The organism is Polaromonas sp. P1_E3 (assembly GCF_056405935.1).
The window spans coordinates 1-869 of sequence record NZ_JBFUBD010000735.1; the positions used below are offsets into that span (position 1 = coordinate 1).

Here is an 869-nt window from a genome sequence, read left to right on the forward strand (position 1 = left end):
GCTTGCTACTGGGGCGACGGCGACGGCGAAAGGGCGTGGGGATTTTGTCGACATATACCGAATAGCCAGCGAAGGGTCAAAAGCATATGTGCTACCAGTCGGAAAATTGACAGGCGATGAGATTGAACAGAGTAAAGCGTTTACCAAGTGGCTCATACTCAGTAAGAGCGCGCTACTTCGCTCTCAACTCGAGAGAACGGTACCCATAAAAATGCTGGATGCCAATAAATTCGAACCTACTGGTGATGTATCAACTTATCTTCTGACCCTCAAGAATGCTGACGTATTGCTCGCAGGAATTAAGGACAAAACATCAGACCAACTCAAACTGGCTGACGACATTAAGACCTTGCGCTCAATGCCGGCGAATGGAAAAGATTCGCAGTCAGAGTTCCCCATTATTCAACAGTGGAAATAGTGTTMCAGCATTGCTTTTAGGCACTGATGAATACGCGAGAAAAGCTGCCCGAAAAGAGCGCAATGCCTTCTTTGCAAACGTCGACCGACAATGGACTAAGGCATCTCACGCTGAGGATTTTTCTTCAGGCGTAAAAATTACCCCGATGAGAATTTTCGGCTGATCTCAATGCGCGTACTAGTGATACATCATTTAAATAGATTGACCTGCCATGTCGATTAGATGGAAGCAGAGTAGAGCGCTTAACCCCGCGATTCTGCTTGATCGGATTGCTGCCATTCGGACTGTAAGTCCAGAGGGCCGTCCATCATTTACAGGTTTTGTTCTTGAAGATGCTCTGCCTGCGCTGCAGTCAATGCTAGTGTTTCCAGATGCATCTATAGATATGCAACGTTCCACACTTACGTGGAAAGCTTTAGCGAGCATCGCAGGCGACCTCACACCTATCGCC

Annotated in this window: 1 protein-coding gene; it reads left to right on the plus strand. The window is 47.5% G+C overall.

The annotated features are described in order from the left end of the window. Window positions 1-418 (plus strand): hypothetical protein (locus AC1D0Z_RS23165; protein ID WP_477660473.1); only part of this gene is annotated, 418 nt, incomplete at its 5' end. Between the last annotated feature and the right edge of the window lie 451 nt (window positions 419-869).